This is a genomic window from Carboxylicivirga agarovorans, assembly GCF_050589845.1.
Classification (GTDB): domain Bacteria; phylum Bacteroidota; class Bacteroidia; order Bacteroidales; family Marinilabiliaceae; genus Carboxylicivirga; species Carboxylicivirga agarovorans.
Window position 1 is genome coordinate 24,184 of sequence record NZ_JBNGPA010000020.1, and the last position, 25,141, is coordinate 49,324.

General features: G+C 33.1%; 22 protein-coding genes. 8 read left to right on the top strand and 14 right to left on the bottom strand.

The window, feature by feature from the left end; translation table 11 throughout:
- Window positions 1–18: 18 nt before the first annotated feature.
- From ACRD69_RS17440 to ACRD69_RS17470, 7 genes are all read right to left on the bottom strand, one after another.
- Window positions 19–1,317, bottom strand: coding sequence for an MBL fold metallo-hydrolase (locus tag ACRD69_RS17440; RefSeq protein WP_430816407.1), 1,299 nt, complete (start codon window positions 1,315–1,317; stop codon window positions 19–21).
- Window positions 1,318–1,319: 2 nt separating this feature from the next.
- A complete protein-coding gene (locus ACRD69_RS17445) occupies window positions 1,320–2,192 on the bottom strand; it encodes a hypothetical protein (protein WP_430816408.1) in 873 nt (290 codons plus the stop codon).
- Between the two features lie 193 nt (window positions 2,193–2,385).
- On the bottom strand, window positions 2,386–3,015 hold the full coding sequence (locus tag ACRD69_RS17450) for a hypothetical protein (protein WP_430816409.1): 630 nt from the start codon (window positions 3,013–3,015) through the stop codon (window positions 2,386–2,388).
- A gap of 120 nt (window positions 3,016–3,135) precedes the next feature.
- A complete protein-coding gene (locus ACRD69_RS17455) occupies window positions 3,136–3,747 on the bottom strand; it encodes a hypothetical protein (RefSeq protein WP_430816410.1) in 612 nt (203 codons plus the stop codon).
- Window positions 3,740–4,321 carry a hypothetical protein gene (locus ACRD69_RS17460; RefSeq protein ID WP_430816411.1) on the bottom strand — a complete coding sequence of 194 codons (582 nt, stop codon included), beginning with the start codon at window positions 4,319–4,321 and terminating at the stop codon, window positions 3,740–3,742. Before ACRD69_RS17460 ends, ACRD69_RS17455 begins: the two co-directional genes overlap by 8 nt.
- A 1-nt stretch (window position 4,322) precedes the next feature.
- Window positions 4,323–5,201, bottom strand: a complete 879-nt coding sequence (locus ACRD69_RS17465) for a PDDEXK family nuclease (RefSeq protein WP_430816412.1) — start codon at window positions 5,199–5,201, stop codon at window positions 4,323–4,325.
- A gap of 83 nt (window positions 5,202–5,284) precedes the next feature.
- Window positions 5,285–5,605 (bottom strand): hypothetical protein, encoded by a 321-nt coding sequence (locus tag ACRD69_RS17470; protein ID WP_430816413.1) that lies wholly within the window; start codon window positions 5,603–5,605, stop codon window positions 5,285–5,287.
- A 127-nt stretch (window positions 5,606–5,732) separates the two neighbouring features.
- Between ACRD69_RS17470 and ACRD69_RS17475 the strand changes: the two genes are divergently transcribed.
- Both ACRD69_RS17475 and ACRD69_RS17480 read left to right on the top strand, forming a co-directional pair.
- A complete protein-coding gene (locus ACRD69_RS17475) occupies window positions 5,733–6,392 on the top strand; it encodes a hypothetical protein (protein ID WP_430816414.1) in 660 nt (219 codons plus the stop codon).
- A 217-nt stretch (window positions 6,393–6,609) separates the two neighbouring features.
- Window positions 6,610–7,833, top strand: coding sequence for a hypothetical protein (locus ACRD69_RS17480; protein ID WP_430816415.1), 1,224 nt, complete (start codon window positions 6,610–6,612; stop codon window positions 7,831–7,833).
- A 13-nt stretch (window positions 7,834–7,846) separates the two neighbouring features.
- Here the strand turns inward: ACRD69_RS17480 and ACRD69_RS17485 are convergent, their stop codons facing one another.
- Together ACRD69_RS17485 and ACRD69_RS17490 are read right to left on the bottom strand one after the other, a co-directional pair.
- Window positions 7,847–9,223 (bottom strand): hypothetical protein, encoded by a 1,377-nt coding sequence (locus ACRD69_RS17485; RefSeq protein ID WP_430816416.1) that lies wholly within the window; start codon window positions 9,221–9,223, stop codon window positions 7,847–7,849.
- Between the two features lie 139 nt (window positions 9,224–9,362).
- Window positions 9,363–10,811 (bottom strand): hypothetical protein, encoded by a 1,449-nt coding sequence (locus tag ACRD69_RS17490; RefSeq protein WP_430816417.1) that lies wholly within the window; start codon window positions 10,809–10,811, stop codon window positions 9,363–9,365.
- Between the two features lie 276 nt (window positions 10,812–11,087).
- On the opposite strand from ACRD69_RS17490, the gene ACRD69_RS17495 reads away from it, so the two are divergent.
- Together ACRD69_RS17495 and ACRD69_RS17500 are read left to right on the top strand one after the other, a co-directional pair.
- Window positions 11,088–14,168 (top strand): DEAD/DEAH box helicase, encoded by a 3,081-nt coding sequence (locus ACRD69_RS17495; protein ID WP_430816418.1) that lies wholly within the window; start codon window positions 11,088–11,090, stop codon window positions 14,166–14,168.
- Between the two features lie 419 nt (window positions 14,169–14,587).
- Window positions 14,588–16,435, top strand: coding sequence for a nuclease-related domain-containing DEAD/DEAH box helicase (locus ACRD69_RS17500; protein ID WP_430816419.1), 1,848 nt, complete (start codon window positions 14,588–14,590; stop codon window positions 16,433–16,435).
- 99 nt (window positions 16,436–16,534) lie between these two features.
- Here the strand turns inward: ACRD69_RS17500 and ACRD69_RS17505 are convergent, their stop codons facing one another.
- Window positions 16,535–16,840: a hypothetical protein gene (locus ACRD69_RS17505; RefSeq protein WP_430816420.1), complete on the bottom strand. Its 306-nt coding sequence runs from the start codon at window positions 16,838–16,840 to the stop codon at window positions 16,535–16,537.
- A gap of 96 nt (window positions 16,841–16,936) precedes the next feature.
- Window positions 16,937–17,299: a hypothetical protein gene (locus ACRD69_RS17510; RefSeq protein ID WP_430816421.1), complete on the bottom strand. Its 363-nt coding sequence runs from the start codon at window positions 17,297–17,299 to the stop codon at window positions 16,937–16,939.
- Window positions 17,300–17,501: 202 nt separating this feature from the next.
- Between ACRD69_RS17510 and ACRD69_RS17515 the strand changes: the two genes are divergently transcribed.
- Together ACRD69_RS17515 and ACRD69_RS17520 are read left to right on the top strand one after the other, a co-directional pair.
- On the top strand, window positions 17,502–18,260 hold the full coding sequence (locus ACRD69_RS17515) for a hypothetical protein (protein WP_430816422.1): 759 nt from the start codon (window positions 17,502–17,504) through the stop codon (window positions 18,258–18,260).
- Window positions 18,261–18,347: 87 nt separating this feature from the next.
- Window positions 18,348–18,662, top strand: a complete 315-nt coding sequence (locus ACRD69_RS17520; protein ID WP_430816423.1) for a helix-turn-helix domain-containing protein — start codon at window positions 18,348–18,350, stop codon at window positions 18,660–18,662.
- 9 nt (window positions 18,663–18,671) lie between these two features.
- Here ACRD69_RS17520 and ACRD69_RS17525 read toward each other — a convergent pair whose 3' ends face one another.
- From ACRD69_RS17525 to mnmE, 3 genes are all read right to left on the bottom strand, one after another.
- Window positions 18,672–19,916, bottom strand: a complete 1,245-nt coding sequence (locus ACRD69_RS17525) for a tyrosine-type recombinase/integrase (protein ID WP_430816424.1) — start codon at window positions 19,914–19,916, stop codon at window positions 18,672–18,674.
- Window position 19,917: 1 nt separating this feature from the next.
- Window positions 19,918–20,661, bottom strand: a complete 744-nt coding sequence (locus ACRD69_RS17530; protein WP_430816425.1) for a helix-turn-helix domain-containing protein — start codon at window positions 20,659–20,661, stop codon at window positions 19,918–19,920.
- Between the two features lie 240 nt (window positions 20,662–20,901).
- Window positions 20,902–22,314: a tRNA uridine-5-carboxymethylaminomethyl(34) synthesis GTPase MnmE gene (gene mnmE / locus ACRD69_RS17535; RefSeq protein ID WP_430816426.1), complete on the bottom strand. Its 1,413-nt coding sequence runs from the start codon at window positions 22,312–22,314 to the stop codon at window positions 20,902–20,904.
- A 192-nt stretch (window positions 22,315–22,506) separates the two neighbouring features.
- Here mnmE and ACRD69_RS17540 point away from each other — a divergent pair, with 192 nt between their 5' ends.
- Both ACRD69_RS17540 and speB read left to right on the top strand, forming a co-directional pair.
- Window positions 22,507–23,925 (top strand): type III PLP-dependent enzyme domain-containing protein, encoded by a 1,419-nt coding sequence (locus ACRD69_RS17540; protein ID WP_430816427.1) that lies wholly within the window; start codon window positions 22,507–22,509, stop codon window positions 23,923–23,925.
- The gene (gene speB, locus ACRD69_RS17545; RefSeq protein WP_430816428.1) at window positions 23,918–24,769 is read left to right on the top strand and encodes an agmatinase; all 852 of its coding nucleotides are present in this window, start codon (window positions 23,918–23,920) and stop codon (window positions 24,767–24,769) included. Before ACRD69_RS17540 ends, speB begins: the two co-directional genes overlap by 8 nt.
- Window positions 24,770–25,141 lie beyond the last annotated feature (372 nt).

Sequence of the window (25,141 nt, forward strand, 5' to 3'; positions counted from 1 at the left end):
ACCCAATATAAGATTAGTTCAAACTTCCAATACTTGATTATCATTCAACTGTATAATCTTTTGCGAAAAGATGCTTTGATAATCCTGTTTATTAAAAGTGTGTATTGGTATTATGGATTTGGGGTTAATGGCATTTGCGTATTCCTTCAGTGTTTCAACATCAGCATGACCACTGGTGTGAATATCAATGACCGAAAAGTTCTTAGCCTTTAGCCAATCAACAAATTCTTTTGTTGAAGGTTGTTGCTTGTACCCATTCCACATGGAATAAATTAAATTTCCTTTGTCAACAGAAACCTTTTCCAAATCAACCTTCATTGAAGGTCTTGTGATTACAACGTAACCTGAAGGGTTTTCAGAAATCTGTTCTTTGGTAATTTTATGTCCTGAAAACTTATTTGCTAGTTCATCCATACCACGCCTAAACAGACCTGATGTAAGTTTGTACGGAAACATCACTTTTAACCGTTTGTAACCATTTAATGGGGAAGGTAATTTGGCATACTGTGATAATTTATCCAAAACATTAGCAGTGTAAACATCAATAACAAAGGTTTTACCTGATTGTAAGCAAGCCCTATAAAGTGATACTATTCGGTCGATGTTTTGACTTGAAGTGTAGACATAATTAATGCAATCCGAATTTTTAAATAGTTCGACAAGTTCCAGTTCTATTTCATCTTCGGTTTTAAACTTTTTGGCTTCCCTTCCAATGGTTGTTCCTTCAATTAATAAACAGTCAACGTTTTTAGGCGCATTGTATGTAAACCATTTGTAAGCCTTGGCTTTTCTTCCATGTCCACGAAAATCACCTGAATAGAAAACGCTTTTACCATCGGCTTCGATTAGAAATGAATACGCATCAAAAGCTGAATGGTCATTCCAATACGGTGTTACTGTAAATTCACCGATTTTAATTGGTTTGCTTTTTTCAAAATAAATCGGTTTTTCAATATTGTTTTCTTGATATATGAAAACATTGTTAAGTTTTAATATTTCATGGGTCGGTTTTCCAAGGTATACTGGAATTTGTTTGCTTAGGTACTTCATTAATCCAAAGTGGTCAGCGTGTGGATGGGAAATCAGAACACCATCAATATCGGCATCAATGTTATAGGCATTTGATATGTCGGGTAATACACCTTCTGAAATCAATTCAGGAATTGAATGGTTTTCAAACTGTTTAAAATTGAATGCATCACCTGATTTATTAACCAATGGCATTCCAAAGTCCAATAATATCCTGCTTTTATCTGATTGTATTTCGATACAAATACCACCAATTTCGTTAGTCCCCCTGTGGATGGTTAGTTTCATGCTTAAAAGATAAAACGATTCCTACTTGACTTTGAAATCAAATCACAGTTACGGTCAGTACTGCCAAAATAATATGCACCTACAGCTACATCTTTAATCCTTTTATTAACATCATTTGCGTTGCTATTAATCCAAGCTTGCTGACAATCACCAAACAACAATAATGGTTTCAATTCTAAATTATAGTCACTTATCGAATCAAGTTCCTTTAATCCTTTGGGTAAAATTCCAAGCATCTTCTTTATTTCAAAGACCTTGGTATAGTAGCCAATAATTTCTTGTTCGTACTTTACAGCAAAATCATGGTACTTTTTAAGTTGGTCCCTTAGTTCAGTGGTGTACACACGGCTATCACCCATAGTCTTTAGTTCTACAAATACGATTTTCTTATTTGAAGTGTCAATCCACACCAAGTCAATACGTAGTAATGAATTACCATCATTGTAAGCCATTTCTGTGTCCAAAAAGCAATTCGCATTTTTTATAAAACGTGCTTGAATACCCTTTTCTGATGATGCAGGATAGTGTGTGGAAATATTATTGGTTATTAACTTTAAACTAGCTGAATCAAAATTATTGACATCTAGCAAGTTTATCTGTGATTGCTGTAAACCAATTGATTGGTTATCGAAGTCATAATTAATGTATTCTGATTTTACAGGGACTAGGTATTTGTAATTAATAGAACCATTGAACTTACCGTTCTTAAAACGAAGTTCACGAATAATGTTACCACCGTTATAGTACACATCAATGTAGTTGTCTTTTCTAATATCAATGTATATATTTTCATCATTTACAAGGTTTAACCACCATGTTGGCTTCTGTTTCACTAATTCTGTAAATAATGAATTGTTACGGGTTAGTTTATTCATACCATCTTCTAATTTAGTTCTGCTTAGAATCTCAAATGACTTACTATGTAAGTCATTTTTGCTAAAATTAAGGTTTTAATATAACTACAAAGCAAAGGCGATGAAAACAAATTCACCGCCTTTAATGATTCCCGATTAGTAAAATCAAAGTTATATTAATATCTAATTTACTATTTTTTTTGAAAAGGGATGGTTATTTAGACATCCATACTTTACGAACTAATTTACCATCTTTGATGTAGCCTTGTTTCTTACAGTATTTCATATGTCTATAAATTGTTGCCCTAGACAAATGCTTCTTCAATTCTTCCTGTGACCCTAAATTGTCAAATTGAATTAGGAACTTTCTAACAGCTACTTTTTCCTGCATAACCCATTCCGCTATTTCTTTCTTGGGTTCTTTCTGACTTTTCTTCTCAGGTGGGTATTTGGCATACGGTTCATCTAATTCTGCTAAATTGTATTGGGAATCGACATCAAACTTAGGTTCTATCACCACAGAATACACACATTCTTCTTCACAAGTATCAAAGTCTAAAAATCTTATCCGAAATTCGCCAATTAAGTTATTTGCCTTTACTACTTCAATAAAAACTATATTCCCTATGAATTCATGAAAATAATCTTGGTCATAGACCTTGTTGCATAGGTGATTAAGTACATTGTCAAAGATTATTGAATCATAAGTTTCTATATCTATTGTGGAATGTGATTCGTAACGGGTGGTTGTAGGGTCTTCAGCTTTACCATATTTTATTTGATATTCAAACTTTCCTACTGCGACAATGTCATTATCTGTAATTCTTATCTGTCCTGACTTCATGTTAATTTGTTTTCAGCAAATATCATGTTAAAAAAATAAAGCAAAAAAAACGGTGTAGAAACGTGTCTCATTTTGAAACAACGACTATCAACATCTGCATCTATATTCTAAATAACATACTTATTTTAAATTGTTTAACTGAAAAATCCATTTCCCATTTTTAGGACTTGGGTGATTCACAAATAAAATATTCAGTTCTCGACCTGATGGACAAACTTCATTGGTTTGCGTATTATATCTAGGTATATCATTCTTTTTATTGAAGTTATGCACATATACTGATTGTGCAATGTAACCGCATATGACAATATTCTTAATTGTAGGTGAATTCTGTAAATACCCAATTAACCTTTGATAAGATTCTTCGATACGCTTACCATCAGTTAATTCATTCAATTTTGAAAAAAGGTCATTGTAATGTTGTATTCGATTGGTGTATTTGGTATACGGTACATCCTTTAATACAGAAAATTGATTTTCCCCACAAACTTCTCTGTCTATCGGGAAATTAAATGTATTCATTATGCCGAATTTGCATGTTTTACCTTTCTGATTATTTAAATAATACCCAAAAGCCAAACTGCTATCACCATCTAGGATTTTATAAGACATCACTTTGCCACTTTCCCCAACACACGGTAATCCAACCCTTATTTCCTCTTTGTAAGGTGATTCCATTATAAATAATGTTTCAATAGTATCCGTGTTGGGTATTAAGTCGTAATTATTCATATTGTTGTGTGTCAATGTTACTAAAATCAATAGGGGTTTTTAGTATGTGCTGATAATCACCCCGTTCAAATAACTTTGACGTATCACACTTAACAAGGCAATCCAACATTTCTAGCTTATTGTCATGGTAATAATCAGATTCATACATTAAGTTCTGAAAAACAATGTGCTTTCTATCATCGTACAAATTGTCAATGTAATGAATCAGATGTTCACCCTTGTAAAACACTTTACCTTCAGTTGATTTGTATTCTATTTCATTATCATCAACAAAGTAAATACCTATTTCCTTACCCATGTCAACATCAATATCTGTTGATTCAGAATTTATTGTTCGGGTGGAACTGAAAAAGTCTTTTAAAGCCTGTTCTGTATTTGGATGGTTTTCATACCGTAAGCCTTTACTTTCAAGCAGAACATCTATGTAAGAATTGTATAAATCAAAAGCTTTAATTCTTGCTTTAATAAGTTCTGCATGTCGGAATTCTTGGTAGATTTCAACCGTGTCAATGTCATTACCGTTTTGTCGAAAGAATTCACCACGGACTATGTAGAATGGGGTATTACCTTTCATGTTAAACCAATTCTATATCAAACCCTAATTTCTTGGCATTTTCTATAAAGGCTTCGGTATTTAATGGCCCCCATTGTGTACAGGTTGAAATTATTTCATTATCACCAAGATTAATTACTTCGTTGGGCTTGATGTAATGACGTTTACGACCACTATCGTTATGGATTTGTTCTGCCCTTGAAGTCTTATCAAAGACACCAAAACTTCCTTGGATTTCTTTAGGAAATGCAGCACTTAGTTCAGCAAATGTAGTTTTGGGGTTTTGGTCAACGTAAGCCCTAACAACTGCATTAACCAAACGTCCTTTGTTATATGTTTGGTTGTTAAACTTGAACTTTGAATAATCTTTTGAAGTGTATTTGTATGAAAAATATGTATCCGATATGACAAAAATATTTCCATCAGCACCTCTAAATCTATTTAAAACTATTCCTGCTATTGGGGTGTCATTGTATGTATAGCCTTGCATTAGTTTTTCTTGTAAATCAGGGCTAACTGAAGAGCCAACAAGCACACCTATCCATTTGGGCTCATATTCTTCTTCCCAATACTTTTCCATTTTAAGAAATTGTTTCTTTTGTTCTAGGTAGCTTTCTAATTGCCTAAGGGCATTGTCATCAATAACACCTAGCTTTAATTCGACAATAGCTAAATATTCAGCACCGTATGAAGAAAGAATATCAATTCTACCATCCCTATTTTTTCTACCTTTTTTTAACGCAATTTCTTCATCTAATACAGCCACCTCAGTGAAATTTTCATTATCAAGTGATAATACTTCTTCATTTTCCACCAAGTAGGCTTCCATTGCTAGTTCTCGTTTGAATGGGTATGGTGTTAACTCAATATTGTTTGCAGTGACTTGTTTAAATATTTTCATTAAGTGATTGTGTATGCGTTTTTATTAAGGGTGATTAGATTTCTAAATCTAAGATTTTAAGTGATGATACAAGGAAACCTTTTTTATTTTTCGGTTTTATCCCAAATAGAATCGTAAGCATAAATATTCTCAATTTCCTTAGTGAAAACAACCTTTGAACCTGCTTGATTACGAAGAATTGCTACATCACCATTATTGTATTCTACGCTAAATCCACGTGTGTCAATCTTATCCTTTTCATCTTTATTAAAACGAATATATTTTACATCATCTTTACCAACTTCAACATAGTTGCGACCAACTTGTACACTCTTAATTTTTCGTGTTGGCCTCCTTCTTAAACTTCTCTTATTGCCTACGAATGCAGCCCCTAAAACTAAACCTGATACTAATAAATTCCACATAATTGTTATTTAATAATTTTTATAAAAATAAGATATTATATCAAAGAATGACTTGTTATAACGAAGGAGTTAAATATTATATTTGTCGTATCTGTGATATAAACCAAAGAATAAAAAGAACACAGCTATGTTTGACTTTAATCCCGATTATAGGGTGATGAATAGATTTCAACGAAAAAGGGCAGTAACAAAATATAGTGGAAAAGAACTAAAAAGTGATTATGATTTTAAATATTTAAGAAGTTGGGTGTCGGCTAGTCAAACTAGTAATTTTGGGGAAATCTCAAGATATGCAAGAAAGACTACAAAATCAGACGAATTCCAATCTAAGAGTGATGAGCAATTAGAAAAAATTTGTAACGAAATAAGTTCAGAACTAAAGCATTTTCCTAACCATATTGGCAAGTGTTATAGGGTAATTTTTTCTCAGGATAATAATTATGAAGAAAGAATCAAGAAGGGTGATTTTGTGATAGAAAAATCATTCTTAGCTGCCTCAATCTACAGGGGTGATGGTATAAGTACATGGGGAAGTAAAACTCGACATCCGATGCAGGGATATTGTTTGCATTTTATTATCGAAAGCTTAACAGGAAAACCTATTTTTTTAGGTAAAACTCTGAATAGTAAGGAAAAAGAAATACTTTTTAATAGAAATACAATCTTTAAGATAAAAGAAGTAAAAAAAGTGAAAGAATCTTTTTTTATTTACATGGAAGAAAGCGGTTTATCTTCATCTAATACTAAAGTTAAAGATATTTTCACAGGAAATAATGTTGATATTTAGTTTTAGCAATAGCTAAAACTTACATATACTGTGACTCACGATTTGTTTGGGTAAACATTGAAGAAAATTAGTCTGTCTACTGCAAAAAAAAACTTAACCAGGGCATTGATTTTGTTATTGAATAGTATCGGAAAGTTTCAGGTAGTAAAAAAAAAGCAAAAGCCAGATTGACTGAAAATTAGTGAATAAGGATATTTATGTATTAAAGCTTTTCCAAATGAAGATATTAAGCACCCTTTTACTACTAACATTAGCCATTACATCTTTCGCCCAACACATTGATGGTCCTGCCAACATGCGTATAGCACCCAATGGTGATAAACTATTTTCATTGAACGATTACGTTAGGGTTAGCTTAAAAACAGAACAACCTGTCAATAATTGGTATGAATTAGAAGTTCATTGTTATGTAGTCCCCAATGACTTAATTAATAAAACCACAATCAAAGCTAATACAACACTATTAAGTGTAAATGGTGATTCAATTGGTTTTACGTACAATCAATTTGAAATTGAAAACTATAGTGAAAGGTATTACGCATACGATGATTTGGAACAAATTGAAATTTATTTAAAAGGTCAAACTTACAAATCGAACATTCGTAAAGGAATTAGCAATGGTGAATTACTAGCAAACAAAAAATCATTGGCTGATAGTTGCATGTCAACGTATGTAAGTTATCAGGAAGAAAATGGTCAGTGGGTAGATTTAATTGAAGAATGCAGTATTTACCCTGCTTCTATAATGATTAATAATGAACGTGAATCGGTTCTTGTCAAACAGAAACAAAAGATTAAACGGTATGCAGGTGCAGAAGGTCAATATTCAGTTATTGATTTGGAATTCAAAAAGATGGACTATTCTGACAATCCTGCCATTAAAGAATTCACTATTGAAGCTGACAAGGTTGATATTGAATATCCACTACTTAATGCTGTCACTTATGGGTGCTGCGGTGCTGAAAATTATTACCAACTATTCACAACAAGTAACTTTGAAAAATTAATGGATTACATCGAAGTTTTGTATGAAATTGACATCCCCAATTCATCTACAAAGGGGTATTTAGGCTATATTCCGTTTGGTCGAAGTAATGATGAAGAAATAGTTGGTCAGCTTACATTTGTTGATGGTAAAGAAGTTAGAAATACTGTGTACTTTGCCACTAACGATAAAAGTAAGAAAGACAATATTCTACACTTCGTTCCTGATATGGAATTCAGTCCAATCAGTGACCGTGATAAAATTAGAAATGAAGGTCGGCAAATAAGACTTTGGTCACAAAATGGAAATAAAGGCTCAAGTGTATTAACTGGCTTTAAGTTTTTAATTCATTTGATTGATGATAGTACGGGTAAGGATTACGTTCAGGAACTTGAAATTACTGATGGCTACGTAAATGGCAACAGCGAAAGGGAATTTACTATATGGATTGACTAAAAGCAAAAGTGCTCTAACTTTTCCTCATTTCTGCACGAATTGGCATATGTGAAGTTATTTCTTCAAATATGCCAAGTTTTTTGGCAGCATTGTAAGCAGAACCACTTCCTTTAAAAAAATCCTTTTTAGAACTGTATTTCAATGCTTCTACTTTAATGCTACTGAAGTCCCAAGTCTTTCTGTTTTTTTTCATATGCTTTGTGACTTCTTCCAGTATACCTAATCTTTTAGCTGCTCTGTATGCAGCGGATGATTTCTTATTAAATTCGGTAAGGGTTTGACAGCTTAAAGCCAATTCTTTAATGCTATTTTCATCCCATGTCATATGAAGCTTTTTCATATGCTTACAGATTTCATCAAGCCAACCATTCTTTTGTGCTGCACTGTATGCAGCAGGGTGTCCATATTGAAATTCACTTCTAGTTTTAAAGCTTAAAGCTTCTTTCTTGCAATTTTCAAATGACCAATGTCCAACAGGATTTACTAACCTAGTCATGTGCTTGCAGACTTCATCAAGACAACCTTTTGTAATAGCTGCATTGTATACACTACGTGAACCCTTTTGAAAATCTACCCGACTAGAATACTTTTCAGCTTCCTTTTTTATTACTTCATAGTTATATTTACGTGTGCGGTCAGCTTGAACCATGTGTGAACACACTTTTTTTAACCATCCTTGACGTTGCGCAGCACGATAAGCAGATTTACTAATTTTTTTAAATTGATTTCGTGTTGTATATTTTTTTGCCTCAGCAAGAACTGATTCGTATGTCCAAATTGAATCTATTTTTCCTAATCCACCACCCTTATCAACATTAAGAACTATTGTGCCTTTTTCCCTTTCAGCAGCAATCATTGATATTTCTTTTTCCGCTGCAAGGGTTGATTCCATATAATCGGTCAGTTGAATCATTTCATAATCTTGACCTGTTAATTTAGCGTATCTAGTGACAGTATCTCTTTTGCTTAGTTGTCTATCACTTTTTCGGTTTTCAAAGTTGTATGTTAATCCGATATAAATAGCACCATCAGGAAATTTACAGACATATAAACATCTTTTTTTACGATTCCCTTGTATCTTCATATGTTTGCAAACATCTTCCAACCAACCGTATCTAATTGCAGCATTATAAGCTGCATTATGCCCCTTAGCAAAACCCGACCTTGTATTATATTTTGAAGCAATAGACATGCAGCGTTCCTTAGTCAAATACCCCTTGGGGAATCGGACTTTTTTCATATGCTGACAAATTTCATTAAGCCAATTATTATTATAAGCAGCTGTATATGCACCACTACTGTATTGTTTAAATTCAGTCTTGGTTTGATATTTACGGGCTTCAATAATTAATTCTTCTTTAGTCCATTTACTTCGTCTTCTTGTTCGCATAAAGCAATTATAGGATTTATTTAAAAACAAGAATCATTAATTTCTCATCAATAAGTCAAATAATTCGATAAATGGTTCACTGTTCCTTAGCAGTCATTTTGAAAGGGCGTACCTAGCATTTAATTTTGGGTCCTCATTTTCAATGCACGTCTTCAATTACACCTTCATCTATAAAATCTTTTTTCTGATACGAATTGAAGATGTACAGCTTTTTATTCTTTTCAATATGACCTGCCAAATCAGGATACAGTATTTCAATTATATACCTTGCAATTAATTCAAGAAGTATATTGACATTATTAATATGTAAGTAATTCTTTGAATAATCATACTTGGAATTATACTGACCATTAGCACCATGGGCGACTCTATTCCTTCCTGTTTTATATAAAATTTCACCAATAGTTTTATTCCCTAAATATGAATCAGAACTCCATTCATGTATAATTTTCTTTGCTTCCTTTTTTAATATTGAAGTCAAATTACACATCGCAATTTTTCTTGCTTTATTAAAAGTGCCTTCATGGAAATTTGAAGAAAAACCATTATCAATGAAATAGACAGGAATGAAGTTAAAGTTCAAAGCTTGTTGGGCGTAATAATCAATGGCTGTAATTGGCATGTTAGTAGCGTTTTTATATTGTTTTTGGTAATGAAAAGAAATGCCATATTCTAGTATTCGATATAAAAAAACACACCTTGGTAATGGTTCTATTTGTTTTAAAGAAGACTGGTATAAGTCAAAAATGCGTTCATGACTGCAATCAGGTAAAATTGTATGATGATATTTTTTATTAAGCCTGAATATCGTTGGTTCTATTTGAATAGATTCATTTAAACCTTTTCCAAAAAAACGTTTATTCCTTAATTGCAACATATCTAAAATATCAAATTCAGAATAAATGTTTGATAATTTCTGATTGTAAATTGAATTATTTGTTAAGATATAAACGGGGTGACAATTCAAGTATGAAAAGATATTGATTATTGCATTGATTGTTTCAAAAGAAGTTTGTGAATTTGAATGAATACCAAATCTATGATGCCCAACATGGGATATGTAAACATCTTTATAAATCAATATTTCTTTTTCCCATCTAAGTCTACAGTTTTCATCTAAATGGTTTATGATTTCGTTTTTGAAGACATGCGGATGTTTTTCAAACAAATATATTTTTTCATTAGTTTTAGTCAACTGAATTTCAAGTGCCCGTAGAATAATTCGTTTGATATTTTTAGTTAAAGATTCTTCTTTATGGTAGGTACTATGATTTAATAGAATATCATTGTTCTTAATAGTTTCATTAACTAACACTACTGTTTCATCTTTTGCAACTGACCTACGTTGTTTAATAATAGTTTTTCGAAGTGCTTTATATGAAAAAACATATTCATTAACCAATGATTGACGTTCCGTTCCTTTCTTTAACAATTTAGACAACTTAGAAAATACCACTTGAAAGTCGGTTATTTCATAATAAAGCAAATAGATAAGAATTGCATTGTCTTCAATATTGGACAAGTCAATAGTTTTGTAATCAAATTTTTTTTCAACTTTCCCTACAAGGTCTATGATTTCAGGCTTCATCTATAATTTTGTTAATAGTATGATTAAAGATAGTTCTATTGGTTAAATACTAAAATATGATTTACAAACCATTTTTGACAAAGTACTATAATAATATTAAAATGGTATGTACAATATATTTCTTCAATTATAAACCCTTTTCATTTCTGATGTATTTAATACTACAAGTTCACTTATTGAAGGTAAAAAGGCTGTAGAAGTCTGATTGTCTTCTTGTTGTTTTTCATCAAGGGGCGACCTAAAATATTTGGATAAATATTTAAATACACACACATAATGAAAAATACACATGTTACAATGACTTATCTGCCATCAACATATAAGGGCATCACTGAAGCTGACAGAATACAGCGCAGTAAAGTACAATACCCTTCATTAAAAACTAGTCTTGGTTGGATAAAGGACTGTTTGTATTCCGATAAAATAAGGCGAATCAATGATGAACCTGATGAAGAACAACAGAAGATACTAAAGCAGGAACTGTTACCAATGCTGACCTTTTATGCTTCTTTTGTTGTTCGCAAAGCATCAGGCATCGACAAAAGTAAAGTGCCAACTGGTATACTGGTTATTGATTTAGATAAGAAGAAAGAATCAAGTACCTGGGAACAGTTTTATGAAGAAGTTGCAGCCCTTAAATCACTACTATTAAATAGCCCGTTTTCAAAGTACATAGCATTCATATTCAATTCACCACGAAAAGGTTGGAAAATTGGAATTAAAACAGATTTAAGAACCTATGATGCTAATACTTACAAGGCATATTACATTACCTTAATTGAACTGTTTCAAATAATACTAAGGCGAAATGGGTTCAAATTTGAATATTCCGAAGTTGATTACAGGTGTCAAGACATAGCACGTGGTCACTATATTTCCGCAGATTCTGATATATACATTAATCCCAATGTAGTCGATTGCCCCCTGACCAAGTTAGATTTACGTGAATCAACATATAAATCGAAGAAAAAGAAAAAGACCGAACCCATAATCAATATTGAAAGTCAGGAATTAAATTCAGAAGAACAATTATATAATCGTGATGTCAATAATAGGCTGTTTAACTATTTTATTATAAACGAAATAATGCAGCACTTAAAGAATAGGGACTTTAAAAGAAAGTTTATTAAAGAATTTGACTTAGGTGATTGGCAACAATATTTCATTTTAATGTGCAGTTTACAACATGCCTTGGGCTATAATAAAAATTCAAAGCATGCATTTGAAACTATTCTTAAAACAGCAGGTGTTTACAAGCAAAATATAATGGAACAACACTGGAAAAAAGTTTCAAACCCAACAACCAATATTAATTATTTCATCGCTGCTGCACATAAAGCAGGGTATACATTTACTTCTAAAGATTATCATGGCTTAATTAATAGGGCTAAGGCAACTTCAGAAATAATGAATAACTATATACCTAAGGCTGATTTAACTGTAGACTATCGTATAACAGATGAAGCAAAAACAATTTTTAAATTTATAAACAGCAATAAGTTTATACAGATTATTGCGCCAACTTCTTCAGGTAAGACTGACCTAGCAGTCAAACTACTACATGAAACATTAAAATCACCAGTTGCTTTGTCCGTACCTTATAGAATCTTGGCTGATGGTATTCGCAACCAATACAAAGAACATGTAACCAATTCGGAAGATGAAGTCTTCCCTAAAGACTTTCCAGTGCACTTGTTAAAAGTTATGTGCTATACCTATGATTCTACACCAAAATTAGATGATGTGTTAAGTGATAAGATTAAAGCAAACTCAATTTTAGTTATTGATGAAATACATCAGGTACTTGCGGCCCTTAACTATCGAAAAAAGTCGATTCGTGCATTATTAGATTTCGCAAGTGGTTTTGGTAAAGTAATAGGTTTAACTGGAACAAGATTGCCCGAATCTATTGAAAAGATTTCGCCATTTCTAAGGCAATTTAAGACACTTCATATTGATAATAGATATGAAAAGGGTCATGTTGTTAACTTTGAATACAAAGCTAATATTGAAGCAAGTATCATTGAAAAATTGAAACCATTCAAAGGTCAAGGTAAGAAATGGGCTATATACATGAATGATAAAGATGGTAATAAAGAACTCGCTAAAAAGCTTCAAGAACAAGGTTTTACAACAATGGTAGTTAATGCAGACAAGAAAAACAGTAAAGAAGTAAAGTTGTTAAAGAAAACTAGGTTAATACCTGATGATGTTGATATTATTATTGTTACCTCAGCGATGCGTGATGGATTCAATATTGAAAACAAGGACGTTGCAGGTATATTCTTTTATCGGATGCCTCCAGTAAGGGATTTGGTGCAATTTAGTAGCAGGTTTAGGGAAGTAAAGGGGCTGCAAATTTCGGTTGTTAGTTCTATGACAGAATTTAAGCTGAATAACTGTTACAATCCTGAATTAGTGGCTGTAGACTGCAGAAGTGATGCCAATATAGTTATTGGTAAAATGAATGACATATTATTACCATCCATTGTTGATACACCTAGGAAAACTGAAATTACCGAAAAAGTATTTTATAAAACGATGGAATTTGCAACAGATGATGAAATATATGTTGACAATAATATTAAACATGCAATTGCTTTTGGTGCAGGGGATAGAAAAGCACATCTTGATGAAGAAGGAATTGCTTATTGTGTGCTAGAAAATCATGATAAAACAGAATGTTCCAATCCTATATTTTTTGTTTCAGAATTGTTGAAGTATCGATATAAAATCGGTGTGGTAAATACAGGAAAGAAACTATCCAAAGAAGATAATGTGGAACACATGGATGAAGCCAAAAAGATTACCAATGAATTAGTTTCAAAATGCAAAACGGACAAAGACTTTGATGAACTATTAGAACAAATTAAGGATGAAGATTCTGTTGCTACGAATGTATCAAGTCTGATTCAGCATGTAAGTAAACGAATAGCGATAATAGGTGGAAGGTCACTTGAAATCAGAAATGAAGGGTATAAAAGTAAAACTGCAATTACTAAAGCTTTGGAATTCGATGAAGATAAGTCAATCTATAATGTCTTTATATCTAAAATAAGAACCTATAACAACCTAAAGGCAGGTATTAAAGATGTCCACATAATTCAATATGAAAAGAATGGTCTACAACAGCAAAAGGAATATTCAAATAAGGAACTTAAAGCATTAATCAGGAAGTCAAAAGATGAAATTGGTGATACGACTAAAGATTTGCCAAAGCAGGAATTATCCAAGTATTATCAATTAGCAGATGGTAAAAAACGAAGTTCGATTGTTATTACAGATTATGTACAGCCTGATGTTTTACCTGATGATAACACTGAATCGGTAATCCAAACCAAGAATAAAGCAGCGTAATTCAAGATAAATAATTAAACATACACCTGATATATTAGATAACGATTTAATCAGAATGGTGTATCAATTAAGAATTTCAAAATGTGTGTATTCAGATTAAGCCCATCAGTCCTTGGTGGGTTTTTTCGTTCTTATTTTTAGGGTGATTTTGATGTTAACGGCTGAATGGACTATATGCCAAGAAGCTTGATAAATAATAAAAGAAGGAAAACATACCCGACAAGTCCAGTTTGCATTTAATTCTTAGGGTGTGTTGTTTTTAAAGTATCACGTGTCTACTTGCTTGATTAAATTAGTTTTTGAAAGCCATTCGATATTTCGGGTGGCTTTTTTATTAGATATACCATGGAATGTAACCATAACTATTATCTTAGTGTATAACACTTATGCTAAAATGATTAACAAAACCTCATTCATCCATGGCACAAATATTTCCAAGTATCGCAATACTGAAAAGACAGAAGGTTCAACCAACAGAAGGTGAATGGGCTTTAATTAATTTTCTAGTCAATAACTTAGATAATTCCTATGAGGTTTTTGTACAACCTTTTTTAAATGGTGACCAACCTGACATTGTGGTGATGCGTAAGGGAAGTGGTGTTTTAATAATTGAAGTAAAAGATTGGGATTTAAGACACTATTGTATTGATGAAAATACAAACTGGCATTTATTTAAAGACAATACGAAAATTAAATCCCCACTTTATCAGGTTGAAAAATATAAAGAAAACCTGTTCAATTTGCACAGTGAAGAACTGTACCTAAAGAAGGTAAAAAACAAAAATCTGTGGGCTACGGTCAATTGTGCTGTTTATTTCCATAATGCCAAACAGGAACAGGTCAATTCGTTCTTGTTAGATGATTTTCAGGGAAGCAACTATGACAGATACAGGAAGTTTATTAGTTATTTTGGATTAATAGGTAGCGATTCTTTAAACCTAGGATTTGTGATGAATTTGTTTTCTAGGTATTACCTTAATAAAAAATCATATTACTTTGATGATTCTTTGTATAAGGGTATTAGAAGATATTTAATGCCACCAATACACCAAATAGAAGATGGTAAGGAAATAATATATACAAAAGAACAGCAGCAACTAATAAGAAGTGAAATCCGACCTAGAAGGAAGATAAAAGGCGTTGCAGGTTGTGGAAAAACCTTAGTGTTGGCAAAAAGGGCTGTAAATGCTTATTTAAGGACAAATAGCCGAATCCTTATACTTACGTATAACCTTTCATTAAAAAATTATATACACGATAAAATTAATGATGTAAGGGAAGAATTTCCATGGTCCAATTTCTACATTGATAATTACCATCAGTTCTTTAAAAAGGCAGCTAATAATTATGGGTTAGAAATCACGTCTTTAGGAAGTTGGGATGATAAAAACTTTTTTAAATCAGTTGAACGGTTAATAAAACCTTATGATGTTGTTTTGATTGATGAAATTCAGGACTATAAACAGGCTTGGATTGACATTATTGTTGAATATTTTACCAATGATAATACTGAACTTGTAGTCTTTGGTGATGAAAAACAGAATATCTATAATCGGGAACTTGATGAAAACAATGAAATCATTGTTAGGCAGATACCTGCAAGATGGAATAAATCATTAAATACATCCCATAGATTCTCAAGTAATATCGGTAATCTAGCTTTAAAGTTTCAGAAGACTATTTTCAATATGAAATATAGCCCTGATGACATAAACTTTTTAGCCACACTTGACTTTGAACAAAGGTTAGTCGAATACCATTCATTTACTACTGAATCAGTAGATGCTATTTTGAAAGTAATGTATAATGTGTTGGAACGCAATGAAATTCACTCATCTGATTCGTGTGTGTTGTCCTCGAAAGTTGAAGTGTTAAGGGAATTGGATTATTTAATCCGTAGTGGCAAAAAGGAAAGTACTTGCACCACCTTTGAATCAAAGGAAGAATATGCCACAATGAAGGGTAATGATAAAAAGATTGAAGACCACAGAAGGTTTAAGAAAAGTCATTTTTGGATGAAAACAGGTACGGTTAAATTGTCTACTACCCACAGCTTTAAAGGGTGGGAAATTGATACTTTATTTTTGATTATCGAAAATGAAGAAGATAACGAATTTACAAATGCTGAATTAATCTATACTGCACTGACACGGGCTAAACGTAATCTGATTGTGATGGACTTGGGTAACCATCGGTATGAAAACTTCTTCCTTTCTGAAGTACAATCTTGTTATAAGCACAGTGACACGGAATTACAAGTTCACTAAATTAAAATTGTTCTGACCTGAATTCATTTATCTAGCTAGTGGTCAGGGACAATTTGTAATTCATGCCTTTAAGGTGGCTTGAAATTAAGCTATGTCATGTTAATCCATATGGTCAAACATTAAAAACATATCGGGTATAGACATTGGAATCCAATTTATAGTTCCATAGCATGGGGTCTTTCTTTCAATAGCAACTTTACCTTCCTTAACCTTTTGGCAAGCAAAGAAAGTTTCGATTGCTTCTTCAAAGGTATCTACATAGAAGATGTCTTGAAAGAAATCATCTGTTGTTACAGTCACACGGATTTCTTTATCACTTTTGTCTTTTTTAATGGCGAACTGATTGTCCATTATTTTGGCAAACCTTTCATCTTGGTTGCCTTTCTTAATTTGAAATTTCTCCATTTCTTGATTTTTAAAATTTATAATTTGTGGTATTAATATGTGTAATTTACTTGGCTGTTATTTAATTGCACCTACGTCAGCCAAGGTTTGATTAAGTTACTTTTTCATGTTGCACAATGTTTTATATGAATCTATAATACCTTGTAATTGAAAGTTCGTCCAATCTTTAAGAAGCTTGTCGTCACGAACTTCCAAATCAATTAGTATTTTACCATCGTGAATACCTTCAAAAGCCATATACTTTAAAACTGCATCTTCATAGGACTCACAATTGATAATAAATTCATTGTCGTCTAGCAGGTTTTTTACAGCAAGTCTGTAAGAAGGTTTTTTTAATATGTCCAAATTGCCATTTAATAGAAATTGGATTAGTAACTGCCTGCTAATTTTTGCTACTTCTTTTGCTGTTTGTTTACTCATCTTCTGTGATTTTTTAGTTTTTGATACTTTGTTATTCATTATCTTAAATTTTAAATGTTTATTATTCGATTTCGTTTGTTTTTTTCTTGTTCGCAAAAGTCGCAACACTTTAATTTCCGTATAGACACAGGATTGTGTTATTTTGGAATGACTTGATTTTTCAGATGAAAAAAATAGCCTATAACACCTATACCTATTGATGTTGCAGATAAAATTATATCTTTCGTAAAAAAGTTAATTAATGGCTACTTATATTAAAGAAGACCTATCGACAGAAAAAATATTCGATGTATTAAATTACATTGGCAACAGTATACAAGATGAACATTTACCCAATGAATCATTGAAAAAGGTTATAAAGCTTCTACCTAATTATATTGATGAATTAATCGTAAAAACAGAAGAATCAAATCAGTATTGGGAATTTTGTAAATCCAGTACCTATGTTTATAATTATGATGAAAGATTAAATGTTTTCAAAAACGAATTCCATGATGTCAACGAAAAAGATTTTATTGAAAGCGAAATTGCATTGCTAAAAAATGAACACCTAGTTCTTAATTTGACTAATGGTAATTCTATTGATTTACAGAAGCATTTACACCCCAAAAAGTACCAAGACCTAATATACATTCAAAATAAGAAGATTGATTTTCTGAACACACTACTATTGAATTTAGATGACCAAGGAAATTTGATGCATTATATCCGATACTTTAAAAACATTACCTGTTATAAATTATTCTTAGATTATTACAATAGTTATAAGGACAGTAATGTATGTCTAGTTCATACTTCATTCATTTTTCATCAGATGCGTAATGACAAATATATTTATAGCGACATCGAACAATCTGATTTTATAAAGTTTTTAGATGAAGTGGAAATTAATGTTGGCTTAACCAAGTTAAAATCTTTCAGCGATTCTGTTAAAGTTGAAAAGCTTAAACATTATAAGGACTTGATAAGATTATACGAAAAATCTTTACCTAAGGAATAATAACCATTCCAAAAAACAACAATTTCATGTCTATGTAGAAATGGTACATGATTTTCCTTTGCCGTTATAATTCTAATAGCAAAGAATATGAAGCGAATAATAACAACTGAAATGTCGGATGATGATTTCAAAATGCTACTGAAAGAATGTGTCGATGAAGCAGTACAGAATATACAAGTTCAAAATAATGTAGTTAAAGACCCATTAGATGATTTCATAGGTCTTGAAAAAGCAGCGCAAATCCTTAATATATCCGAACATACATTAAAAACAAAAACACACCGAAAGGAAATCAGCTATTATAAACCTGACAAGAAGCTTCTGTTTTCACGAAAATATTTATTAAAATATATTCATGAAAGCAAAAGAACGTCCAATAAAGAAATAGATGAAGAAGATTAATGATTGTAATTACCAATCAATAGAATTGACAAATTCAACCCTTTCTGCTGCTTCATATTTGTCAATATCCATAACCTTAGCATAAGTTCTCACCGTACTACTCAAAGATTTGTGACCTAATAATTTACTTACCGTAAAAATATCTACTTTTTTATGGATTAAGGCACAAGCGTAGGAATGTCTAAAGCAATGAAAAGTTATTTTCTTGTTAATACCTGCATCCTTAATCCATTTATGCAGTTCAATATCTAGGGTAGACCAATGTGTATCTTGCAATGATGAAAACGGTTTATTTGATTCATTAGATACTTTCTCAAGTATATTCAAAGCACTTTTATTAAGGGGAACAGGTACTATTTTCTTAGTTTTTTCTTGGGCAACATTAATATATTTTTTCCCTTTATACCCTTTTCTTATACCTTTTAATGAAAAATTAACAACATCACTTCTACGAAGCCCTGTAGCACCACTAAACAGTGCTGCTAATTTATATAATTCGTTGGAACAGGGTATAGTGGTTAATTTCATCAATTCATCCAGTGTAAGGAATTCAATATTTGTATCTAACTCTTCAATTTTTAGTTCGTTAAATCTTTCTAAATCATCTATTTTTATTAGTCCTCGTTTTTCTGAATCAGCAACGGCTCTTTTAAACTTTCTAAAATACGCAGATGCAGTATTCTGACTCAAACCTTCATCATTTTCCAAGAAAGATTTAAATTTTTCACAAAATTCTAAAGTTATTTCCTTGTTGTATAATTTATCACCTGCAAATTCCCTTAGTTTCTTTAAAGAACTTAGAAATATTGCACGGGTTGATTCACCCTTCGTATCAGCTATTTGCTCAAACAGTTCGATAAAATTTAATGAAGTTACTTTTTTGGATAGGAATGAATAATTACCGTTATCAATAAGGGATTGAATTTCAATGACTTTCTTATTAGCCTTTCGTAATGTTTTACGATTGTGCTCTTTTTGTAAGTCCGTAAGTGTATTCTTGACTGGCAAAGGGTTTCCATCCTTATCCTTTCTGTTGCCAAAAACTTCAGAATGCTTTACCGATTTATTTCCTTTTCCTGTAACGTATTCTTTTGATTCTAATTTAGTTTCACTATAAATTTTTCGACCTAGGTTATATCGCCTGGTTAATTTATTTGTATCAGGATGGCGTATAGCAGGGTAAAAATCTAAATAAAGAATCCTCATATTATTAGCTGCTGCCTGATTTCTTAACGTAACCGTAGTATCTGTCATTTCAAATTTTTATATAGTGAATGTCGTCAAAATGCTTTTTGGAAATCTGAACAAATTTTCCAACCCGTTTCCTAGGAACAGCGTTTGCACTTAGTTGATTATAAACTTGGTCCCTTGATAATCCGAACTTATCCATAATTTCTTGAACACTGTACCATTCAATTATATTATTCAAATTTCTATCTTTTTTCTTAAAAAAATTATCAATGTGTTCCTTTGAAACTAAGGTTTTACCTAAATGATACGTTTTGGGAATCTTGTGTTCTTTTATGATTCTGTAGGTGTATGTATTTGCTATGCCATATTTTTCTTGAACTTCTTTAATTGTATAAAAATCAGTTATAGGCTTGTTATTGGATATTGGTTTTGCATATGCTGTTTTGGATTCTAAAAATGCCAAAATATCATTCTTCAGGAATAAGACCTTACGATTAGATATTCTTTTTCCATTAAGAATACCATTATTTAGCCAATTATAAACGGTCTGTCTACTAACCGATAAAAACAACGCAGCATCAGAAATTGTAAACACATCCTTATTTTTCAATGCTGTTAAATAATCTTGGTTTTGGGTTTTTATAGTTTGTGTCTTTTCATTCGATATGTCAATCTTAGCTTGGCGGTATTTTCTTTTTAAGGCAGCACTATTACATGTTTTACTACAATATCGTGTTACCGTAGTTTTTGCATTAAACTCTTTACCACAATATTCACATACACGTTTAATACGAATTGATGAAGTCATAGCTTATTCGTCAAATAATATCCAATAATGTATAATAATGACAAATAATGTCAAAACTATACACTTATAATTAGCCCAAAATTATCATTAAAACCCATACGATACAAATATGATACAAACAAGATGCAGTTCAACGCAAACGAATACAAACAAACAAAACATTACAACACAACAAAACCCTTGCTAAACAAGGGTTTTAAAATGTATATTAATATTTTTTGTTTGTGTATGAAACTAATTCTACTTTCCGATACAAAAGTTCTTAAAAATATTACCCAACACCTCATCGGTATTAATATGCCCGGTTATCTCACCCAGGTAGTGCAGTACCTCACGAATATCTTGTGCCAAAAAATCTCCGCTGATACCTGATTGCAGACCATCTGAAACACGGTTAACTGATTCAAGGGAGTTTTGCAGCGCTTCATAATGGCGGGCATTGGTAACAATTACCTCATCATTGTCAATGGCCGAAAGGTTAACCGTTTTTAGCAAGGCATTGGTTAAGGCATCGATATTCTTTTGTTGTTTGGCAGAAATAGGTACGATGGCATCCGTCTCGGCCAACTCTTTAAAGCTGTCAATTGAGAAGCGGCTGGATACAGATACGTCATCTGACAGGTCTGTTTTATTGATAACCACAATCAGCTGCTGATGATCGTCCAGTCGCTTTCTAATGTCACTAATGGCATCGTGTATCTTCTCATCTGGGTCGTTAACATCAAGCATTAACAATACAATGGTGGCTTTACTAATCTTATCATAGGTGCGTTCAATACCCAGGTTTTCAATCTCGTCTTTGGTAGCACGTATGCCTGCTGTATCAATAAAACGAAAGCCGATGCCTTCAATATTGATGGTATCTTCAATCACATCACGTGTTGTACCATGAATATCAGATACAATGGCCCTCTCCTCCTGAAGCAAGGTATTGAGCAGTGTTGATTTTCCGGCATTGGTATGACCTACAATTGCCACCGGTATACCATTCTTAATGGCATTACCCAATGAAAAAGAGTTGGTAAGCTTCTTTAACAGGGATTGCATATCACTAACCAGCTTAGTCAGCTCGTTGCGGTTGGCAAACTCTACATCTTCTTCACTAAAATCGAGTTCAAGCTCAATTAAAGAGATAAAGTTAAGCAGTTGAGTGCGCAGGTTGATAAGTTCATTGGAAAAACCTCCTCGCATCTGTTGCAGGGCAACCCGTCGTGCGGCTTCACTTTTGGAAGCAATTAAATCAGCCACCGCTTCCGCCTGCGACAGGTCCATCTTACCATTTAAAAAAGCACGTTGGGTAAACTCACCAGCTGTTGCCAGACGCGCTCCATTACGCGTCAACAATTGAAGAACCTGCTGTTGAATATAAGGTGCACCATGACATGCTATCTCCACAATCTCCTCACCTGTAAACGAATGCGGCGCCTTAAAGATACTTACCAATACCTCGTCAATATCCTTTTCACCATCGGTGACTGAACCAAAGTGAATGGTATTGGCTTTTTGTTGCGACAAGAGCTTACCCTGTTTAGCCGGAACAAAAACTTTCTCGCATATTGAAATAGCTTCAGCGCCTGATAAGCGAATAACTGCTATTGCCCCCATACCTTGAGCTGTTGATATGGCACAAATTGTATCTTTTTGGTCTTGCATTTCTTAACTCCTGTTCTTCAGTAAAAATTATCTGCAAATATAGTCAAATCATCCTTTGCAATAACACCTGCCGTTGACATACATCAACAATCGATCTGTATTAAAAATGATATCACTTGATGTTTTATATTTCTATTTTGAATAAATTTGCCACGATATAATTACTATATATTACTTGTTGGGAATACATAAATGAAGAACACCTATTTTGATTTGATTGAGCAAAGTTTTTACTTTCCTCAGGAGGGTTTCGATCTGAAAAATAATTACCTCACTTTTCATGGCGTATCACTTAAATACCTGATTGAAAAGTATGGAACACCTTTCCGTTTTATCTATTTGCCAAAGATTGGCGACCAAATCAAAAAAGCACGAAACCTGTTTAATCGTGCCATTAAGAATAACGCCTATAAAGGGAAATACCACTTTTGCTATTGTACAAAGTGTAATCACTTTAACCATGTAATTGACGAGGCATTAAAACACAAAGTCAATATTGAAACGTCTTCATCGTTTGACATTGACCTGATGCGTTATTTACATAAAAAAGGCAAGATCAAAAAGGATATCATCACCATACACAATGGTTATAAAACAGATGATTACCTTAAGAAGATCATCAAACTGCAGGAAGCCGGCTTTTCCAATTCCATTATCGTATTGGACAGCATCAATGAATACGACCGCCTGTTAAAGCTCAAATCAAGTCAAAAGCTGAAGATAGGTATTCGCATGGCCATCAATGAAGAGGCTCAATCGGCTTATTACACGTCACGATTAGGCATTCAGCACAAAAAAATCATTGATTTCTTTAAAGAGAAAATCAAAGACAACGATAAGGTTGAGCTTAAGATGCTTCACTTTTTCGTGGATTCGGGCATTAAGGATACACCTTACTATTGGGGCGAATTCCAGAAAGCTCTTAAGTTGTATGTTGAATTAAAAAAGGAGAGTGCCGACCTGGAGTCCTTTAACCTTGGTGGTGGTTTTCCCATTCGCAATCACCTTGGATTTGAGTACAACTATGAATATATGATTCATGAGATCATATCCAACATTAAAAATGCCTGTACCAAAGAAAACGTAATGGAGCCGGATATTTACACTGAATTTGGTAAATACACGGTTGGTGAGTCGGGTGCCATCATTTTTGAAGTACTGGAGCAAAAGCAGCAAAACGATACTGAAAACTGGTACATCATCAATAACAGCCTGATGAACACCATTCCTGATGCCTGGTCCATTCAGGAAAAGTTTATATTACTACCGGTAAACAAATGGAACAACGAGTATGGCCGTGCCAATATTGGCGGTATCAGTTGTGATCATTCAGACTATTACAATTCGGAAGATTTTAACCAGGAAGTTCTTTTGCCCAAATACAGCGATGAAGATAAAGAGCCGCTTTACCTTGGATTTTTCCACACCGGAGCCTACCAGGATTCCGTAAGCGGTTATGGCGGTATCAAGCACTGCCTGATTCCTGCACCAAAACATGTTATTATTGACCGCGATGACACCGGTAATATAGTTGATACTGTATACCGTGAAGAACAGTCGGTTCGTGAAATGTTAGATATCCTCGGTTATTTAGAAGATAGTGATGAATAGATTTTTTGGGGAAACAAAGGACGATTATGTCTCTTTAGAGGAGGCCAATATCCTATTGCAGTCTGTCCCGTACGACGGGACCAGTACCTGGGGCAAGGGTGCCGATAAAGGCTTTGAGGTATTTTTAAATACGGTACCCAACCTGGAGTTCTTCGATATTGAGACTGATGCTGAGGTCTATAAACAAGGAATTCATATTCTACCGGATATCGAAGAACGTTCATCGCCTGAAAAAGTATACCAAACGGTTCTGAAGCATACAAAGGAACTGTTGAAGATGAATAAGTTCCTGACTTTCTTTGGTGGGGAACATTCTATTTCCATAGGTATTATAGAAGCCTTTCGTCAGCAATATAACAACCTGACAGTACTGCAACTGGATGCCCATTCCGATCTGCGTCCCTCCTATCATAACAGTGAATACAATCATGCATGCGCCTTACATAAAGCATCACAAACAACCAACCTTATTCAGGTTGGTATTCGCAGCATGGATGTGGTAGAGAAGCCCTACCTTGACAAAAACAAGTGCTTTTTTGCCGAAGAAATATATGGTACTGAAGACTGGATGGATAAGAGTATTGAACTGATGACCGATGATGTGTACCTTACCATTGACCTGGATGCACTTGATCCGTCGATTATGCCATCAACCGGTACACCAGAACCCGGCGGGTTGAGCTGGGATACATGCATCCGCTACCTGAAGAAAGTATTTCAACGAAAGAATGTGGTGGGATTTGACATAGTTGAGTTTGCTCCAATAGACGGATTACATGCACCTGATTTTCTGGTTGCTAAACTGTATTACAAGCTGTTATCCTATAAGTTTTACCTCAAGTAAAAATTAAGCCATTCAATTAAATAGACACAGCTAAATCAGCTGCAATTCATAAGATCATTCATTAATTCCGGGCACAAGGTCCTGGCATAAGACTTTCTTATATTCATCCTGCAGGTTCACTCAATTATACTTTGTAATTCATTGACTATTTCGTCAATATTTATTCAATTTCAATCGAACAAACATCGAACAAACATCGAACGAACATCGAACGAACATCGAAGGAACCCCGTCGAATTGGACTGGTTTATTTTAGAGCATTGCACGGACACTTAATAATGCACCCTCATCCCTTTTAGCCTGATCGATAGCAGGAAGTACAGTAAGGCAGTTATAAGGATGGGGACTGACAAGCGGGACAATTTTTGTAAA

What these genes read in the sequence shown, in the direction of transcription:
- ACRD69_RS17440 (WP_430816407.1), bottom strand. Translation starts at nt 1,317, where the DNA reads ATGAAACTAACCATCCACAGGGGGACTAACGAAATTGGTGGTATTTGT.
- ACRD69_RS17445 (WP_430816408.1), bottom strand. Translation starts at nt 2,192, where the DNA reads ATGAATAAACTAACCCGTAACAATTCATTATTTACAGAATTAGTGAAA.
- ACRD69_RS17450 (WP_430816409.1), bottom strand. Translation starts at nt 3,015, where the DNA reads ATGAAGTCAGGACAGATAAGAATTACAGATAATGACATTGTCGCAGTA.
- ACRD69_RS17455 (WP_430816410.1), bottom strand. Translation starts at nt 3,747, where the DNA reads ATGAATAATTACGACTTAATACCCAACACGGATACTATTGAAACATTA.
- ACRD69_RS17460 (WP_430816411.1), bottom strand. Translation starts at nt 4,321, where the DNA reads ATGAAAGGTAATACCCCATTCTACATAGTCCGTGGTGAATTCTTTCGA.
- ACRD69_RS17465 (WP_430816412.1), bottom strand. Translation starts at nt 5,201, where the DNA reads ATGAAAATATTTAAACAAGTCACTGCAAACAATATTGAGTTAACACCA.
- ACRD69_RS17470 (WP_430816413.1), bottom strand. Translation starts at nt 5,605, where the DNA reads ATGTGGAATTTATTAGTATCAGGTTTAGTTTTAGGGGCTGCATTCGTA.
- ACRD69_RS17475 (WP_430816414.1), top strand. Translation starts at nt 5,733, where the DNA reads ATGTTTGACTTTAATCCCGATTATAGGGTGATGAATAGATTTCAACGA.
- ACRD69_RS17480 (WP_430816415.1), top strand. Translation starts at nt 6,610, where the DNA reads ATGAAGATATTAAGCACCCTTTTACTACTAACATTAGCCATTACATCT.
- ACRD69_RS17485 (WP_430816416.1), bottom strand. Translation starts at nt 9,223, where the DNA reads ATGCGAACAAGAAGACGAAGTAAATGGACTAAAGAAGAATTAATTATT.
- ACRD69_RS17490 (WP_430816417.1), bottom strand. Translation starts at nt 10,811, where the DNA reads ATGAAGCCTGAAATCATAGACCTTGTAGGGAAAGTTGAAAAAAAATTT.
- ACRD69_RS17495 (WP_430816418.1), top strand. Translation starts at nt 11,088, where the DNA reads ATGAAAAATACACATGTTACAATGACTTATCTGCCATCAACATATAAG.
- ACRD69_RS17500 (WP_430816419.1), top strand. Translation starts at nt 14,588, where the DNA reads ATGGCACAAATATTTCCAAGTATCGCAATACTGAAAAGACAGAAGGTT.
- ACRD69_RS17505 (WP_430816420.1), bottom strand. Translation starts at nt 16,840, where the DNA reads ATGGAGAAATTTCAAATTAAGAAAGGCAACCAAGATGAAAGGTTTGCC.
- ACRD69_RS17510 (WP_430816421.1), bottom strand. Translation starts at nt 17,299, where the DNA reads ATGAATAACAAAGTATCAAAAACTAAAAAATCACAGAAGATGAGTAAA.
- ACRD69_RS17515 (WP_430816422.1), top strand. Translation starts at nt 17,502, where the DNA reads ATGGCTACTTATATTAAAGAAGACCTATCGACAGAAAAAATATTCGAT.
- ACRD69_RS17520 (WP_430816423.1), top strand. Translation starts at nt 18,348, where the DNA reads ATGAAGCGAATAATAACAACTGAAATGTCGGATGATGATTTCAAAATG.
- ACRD69_RS17525 (WP_430816424.1), bottom strand. Translation starts at nt 19,916, where the DNA reads ATGACAGATACTACGGTTACGTTAAGAAATCAGGCAGCAGCTAATAAT.
- ACRD69_RS17530 (WP_430816425.1), bottom strand. Translation starts at nt 20,661, where the DNA reads ATGACTTCATCAATTCGTATTAAACGTGTATGTGAATATTGTGGTAAA.
- mnmE (WP_430816426.1), bottom strand. Translation starts at nt 22,314, where the DNA reads ATGCAAGACCAAAAAGATACAATTTGTGCCATATCAACAGCTCAAGGT.
- ACRD69_RS17540 (WP_430816427.1), top strand. Translation starts at nt 22,507, where the DNA reads ATGAAGAACACCTATTTTGATTTGATTGAGCAAAGTTTTTACTTTCCT.
- speB (WP_430816428.1), top strand. Translation starts at nt 23,918, where the DNA reads ATGAATAGATTTTTTGGGGAAACAAAGGACGATTATGTCTCTTTAGAG.